Source organism: Hoylesella timonensis S9-PR14, from assembly GCF_000762405.1.
Classification (GTDB): Bacteria; Bacteroidota; Bacteroidia; order Bacteroidales; family Bacteroidaceae; genus Prevotella; species Prevotella timonensis_A.
Window position 1 is genome coordinate 1 of record NZ_JRPQ01000261.1, and the last position, 4,176, is coordinate 4,176.

Here is a 4,176-nt window from a genome sequence, read left to right on the forward strand (position 1 = left end):
GGTGGCTGTTGCGAAAGGGCTGGAGATATTTCCCCTGAAACTCGGATAATTGCTTTCTGTCCTTTGTTTTTCCCATTCTTTGATGAAATTCTTCGGTAGAAGTAGCCCTTTCTGTTGGCGACAACGCTGTTTCTTGATAGGACGGTTGAGAAAAATCCTCGTTACTCTCCTTGTCATTTTGTTCCTCAACTTTATCAACAGGCTCAAACCTTCTCTTTTCCTCTTCATAATCGGAGGGCTGGTCAAAATCGGGTAACTCTTCGGGCTTGCGGAGCTTAACGCCATAATTTCCCATATCTCTAATGGCTTGTTCCAAGCGTTGTTTCCTTTTTTCATCTATTCTTGCCATAATTTCTTGGGTATCGGGTTATAGTGTTTTTCAAGCATGGCTTGTATGTCGCTCTGCTTGTAGAGTATCTTCCCTCCGATTTTGTAGAAAGGAAGCGTTCCTGAGTTTCTGTACTCTTGGAGCGTGCGTGTGCTGAGCCGTAATTGCCTGCACACTTCCTCGCTCGAAAGGTAAACCTCGCCATCTAACATCGGACGAGCTGTGGCACAATACCGCTCCAACTTCTTCAAAGTGCCTTCCATCAGTTGTGAAAACAACTGCATCTGAGGGTCTTCCCGCGTAATGATTTCATTCTCTGCCATAATTCATTCATTTTTTGACTTCATTCAGCATTTCGCTGATGTCGGTCTGTTTGTAATAACACTTGTGTCCAATCATTGAGAAAGGGATTTTCCCCGTATCTCGGTATGATTGCAGGGTACGCTTGCTGATACCCAAACGCTTGCACACGGCTTCGTTGTTGAGCCATTGCTCGGCCTCGGGAGGATTGCCGATGAGTTTTTTCACTCGGTGGATAAAGTCTGCAAACTCGGAGCGGTGTCGCTCCCACACTTTGCGGTCGATGATAATGAGTTTCATTGCCTTAATTTTGTTTTGATTACGTTATTGTTACTCGGCAAACGAGCTGTTACGCTGCCCGTTGCCGTACTTATCGGGTGCAAAAGTAAGTGGTCAAGAGCATCGCTACAAGGGATGAGGAAAAGCAGGGAAATGTCAGGAAAACAAGAGAAAAGACCACGAGGAAATCCCTCAGCGTTATTGCGGTAATGAGATGAGGTGCCAGTTCTTTCCTTTTATTGCATATTTGTTGGTCTATCGACAGTTCGATAGTTCGACAAATCGAGATGTCGAACTATCAATAGTTTGTTTTGACGATAGTTTGTTTTGACAACAGATAGTCTTGACAACAGATAGTCTTGACAACAGATAGTCTTGACAACAAATTGTTATGACAACAAATTGTACAGACAACAAATTGTACAGACAACAAATTGTACAGACAATAAGTTGTACAAAAAATGGCTTGTCATATAATAAGATTGTTAAGACAATCGTTAGTTCTAACTATTGTTTCTACAATTCGCTTTTGCGTCCAAAGAGCCTGAGTATGCCGTATTCTTGTCGTGCCTATCTCTCTACGGCAGCCTTGCCCTGCAAGGTTGGGAGAGATGAATACGACCGCACGGATATTGAGAATTGTAGTACTGCCTTGAAAAAGAAAAATCCTGCGGTGGAGATTCTTCTCTCCATCCACAGGACTTGACCTTTCAGGGCAGACAGGCTGCCGTTGTACCTTTGCACGATAAGAAACGGCATCAGGAACTTTGCGTGCGCCTTTGCCTACAACGCCTTCGGGCTTGCTTCCTCCGTCTGTTTGACCGTTGGCAGGTTGTTGCTCTCGATGAGCAGCACTATTGTGCCTGTCAGTTCGGTGTAAAGACGGTCGTATTGTCCGCTTGCGGCAAATGCGTCCGTCAGTTCATACCCAGCGAATGTGGCTTGAACAGCCTTGTTCGCCAACAATAAAAGCGAAAGCCTCTCGGGGAGCGGTGCAGGAAGTTCCCTCTCAAACTCGTCCTCCAAGACAGAAACAAGGGTATCGTACTTTGAGAAATGCAGTCCACTGAAAAGCACTTCACTTGCTATTCTTTCTGCTTCTAAATGATTAAAACCTTGCGCCACGGCATCGCAGTAGGCGGTCAGTGCCATATCGGCTCTTGCCGTGATAAACTCCTTGTCTCCCAATCGCTCGGGGTGATGTTCACTCATATAGCTTTCCAACTTCAATCGGAAGAAGGAAACTTCCTTTTTGTTCTTCTGTTTCATTGTTCTTCTTGTTAAAAAGTTAGACTTCTTTTTTGATTCATTCATTACGGCTGTTACAGCCCAATTATGGGACTTGACTTTTTCGGTGTTCTTGACGGACACAGCCGTAAGGCTTTACGCAGTACCCTTGTATGCTCACTACCCATCAGGGGTTGCATTTCCTTGGCAATCTTGCTCTTGGTCACCCGTGCATAAATCTCGGTCGTGGAGATAAAGCGATGCCCCAGCATCTTGCTCACCGTCTCTATCGGAAGTCCGTTCTCCAGACAGATGGTCGTGGCAAAGGTGTGCCGTGCGGTGTGTGAGGTCGCTTGGGTATGCGGTGGCAGTCCTGCCTTAATACATATCTCCTGAATAGTTCTATTGAAATTACTGTTGCTGGGAAACTCTCGAAAGAAAAGCCCCTCCCTTCGTTCGTGGCTCACAATGGCGAGTATTTTCTCGGCAACGGGCAGCAACGGGACAATACTTCTGTTCTGTGTCTTTGTTCGGCAGAGGGAGATATATCTGCGTCCATCACTGAGCGTATAGACATCATCCATTCTGAGTTTCTTCAAATCGGAGAATGCCAGCCCCGTAAAACATCCCAGGAGGAAAATAAGTCTGCAATGGTTGTCTGTCGAGCGGTGCGGACGGTAAGCTAAGAGTTTTTGCAGGTCGTCCGCCGTAAGTGCATTGCGCTCGTAGGTAGGCGTTTCTATGTCTATGAGTTCAAAAGGGTCTTCACGAACGTATCGCTCCTGCAATACCTTGCGAATGACCTGATGCAAGTGGCGTAGGCGGTTGCCGACACTGCTTTCCTTGTTTCCCAAGTCCCGAAGCATGAAAAGGCGATAGTCCTCAAGGAAAGTCTTGTCCACCTCTGTGGGCATACAGTCTGCCCTGTCCCTTACTTGCAGGAAATGAACAAAACTCTTGTAGCTGTCCTTAAAAGCCCTGACGGTCGCCTTGCTTAGTGTTCTGCCCTGCAAATCCTCCTTTTCTTTACAGACGGTTTGGTATAACTCCGTAAGTGTTGGCATAGGGCGACTTTGCTGCATATAACGCTCCTTGAGGTATTCCGCCGTGATATAGTTTTCTTCCCTTAATGTACGTTCATAGAGTGAATGCAAGCACTCTTCGATTGAGTTCAGTTGCAGATTGATGCCGCTTGAATTACCTGCTGTCGCCTTGATGCGCCCTTTTCGGGCAAGCCACTCGTCGGGAACGGATTGTAGCTGTGTGGAAAACGAAGAGGATGTGCCGTTACAGGTGATACGACAGCGGATTACGCATAGTCCGTCTTCATTGGTCTTGCTTCTATCTATGTAGAATAGTATGGCAAATGTACTTTTCATTGTTCTGCGGTTTTAGTTGGTCAGTTGATAATGTGCGAGTTGTGGAAGTATTTTCTCTATGTCCAGAAAGACACGCTCGGGAGAAGTCTCCGCATACACTTGCGTGGTTTTGATTTGACTGTGTCCGAGCATTTTGGAAACGCTCTCAATGGACACGCCCTCCGACAGTGTCATCTGAGATGCGAAGGTATGCCGTGCCATGTGATAGGTCAGCGTTTTCTGAATACCGCAAAGCCGTGCTATCTTTTTGAGGTGTATGTTTACCGTGTCGCATCCGGGTATGGGCAGCAGATACCCCTTGGGCGGTTCGTGTCGGAAAGCCCTCGTGTGAATGCCCCGATAACGCTCGATAATGGCAGTGGCTTCGGGAAGTAGGGGGATGTGGCANACGTTGCCCGTCTTNATTCTCGGCTTGCGTATCCAAGTCATTCCCGCTTCGTGAAAGATGTGCTGCTCCGTCAAGTGATACACGTCGGTATAGGAAAGTCCCGTCAGGCAGGAGAAAAGGAACATGTCCCTCGACACTTTTTCATAGCCTTGCAGTTCGTCTTCTCCCAAGGCTGCGATACGGCTTACCTCCTCCCTCGTGATGTAACGTGGAGTACCCGCTTCCCAACGAATGGAATGGTTGATGAAGGGATAGGTGTCAATGATGTGCCGTTT

The 4,176-nt window shown here is 47.0% G+C and carries 7 protein-coding genes; 1 reads left to right on the forward strand and 6 read right to left on the reverse strand.

Annotated elements, in window-relative coordinates:
• The 3 genes from HMPREF9304_RS12470 to HMPREF9304_RS12480 all read right to left on the reverse strand — a co-directional run.
• Positions 1–349: hypothetical protein (locus HMPREF9304_RS12470; protein ID WP_036929747.1), on the reverse strand; the 349-nt coding region annotated here is incomplete at its 3' end.
• Positions 337–651 carry a helix-turn-helix domain-containing protein gene (locus HMPREF9304_RS12475; RefSeq protein WP_021825736.1) on the reverse strand — a complete coding sequence of 105 codons (315 nt, stop codon included), beginning with the start codon at positions 649–651 and terminating at the stop codon, positions 337–339. The genes HMPREF9304_RS12470 and HMPREF9304_RS12475, both read right to left, overlap by 13 nt.
• A 7-nt stretch (positions 652–658) precedes the next feature.
• Positions 659–928 (reverse strand): helix-turn-helix domain-containing protein, encoded by a 270-nt coding sequence (locus HMPREF9304_RS12480; RefSeq protein WP_036929752.1) that lies wholly within the window; start codon positions 926–928, stop codon positions 659–661.
• Positions 929–1,298: 370 nt separating this feature from the next.
• On the opposite strand from HMPREF9304_RS12480, the gene HMPREF9304_RS14585 reads away from it, so the two are divergent.
• On the forward strand, positions 1,299–1,613 hold the full coding sequence (locus HMPREF9304_RS14585) for a hypothetical protein (protein WP_156104823.1): 315 nt from the start codon (positions 1,299–1,301) through the stop codon (positions 1,611–1,613).
• Between the two features lie 77 nt (positions 1,614–1,690).
• On the opposite strand, the gene HMPREF9304_RS12485 is transcribed toward HMPREF9304_RS14585, so the two are convergent.
• The 3 genes from HMPREF9304_RS12485 to HMPREF9304_RS12495 all read right to left on the reverse strand — a co-directional run.
• Complete coding sequence (locus HMPREF9304_RS12485; protein WP_023983529.1) at positions 1,691–2,176, reverse strand: DUF1896 domain-containing protein; 486 nt, start codon at positions 2,174–2,176, stop codon at positions 1,691–1,693.
• A 53-nt stretch (positions 2,177–2,229) separates the two neighbouring features.
• Positions 2,230–3,513, reverse strand: coding sequence for a site-specific integrase (locus HMPREF9304_RS12490; RefSeq protein WP_036929757.1), 1,284 nt, complete (start codon positions 3,511–3,513; stop codon positions 2,230–2,232).
• 12 nt (positions 3,514–3,525) lie between these two features.
• Positions 3,526–4,176 (reverse strand): site-specific integrase (locus tag HMPREF9304_RS12495; protein WP_036929763.1); only part of this gene is annotated, 651 nt, incomplete at its 5' end.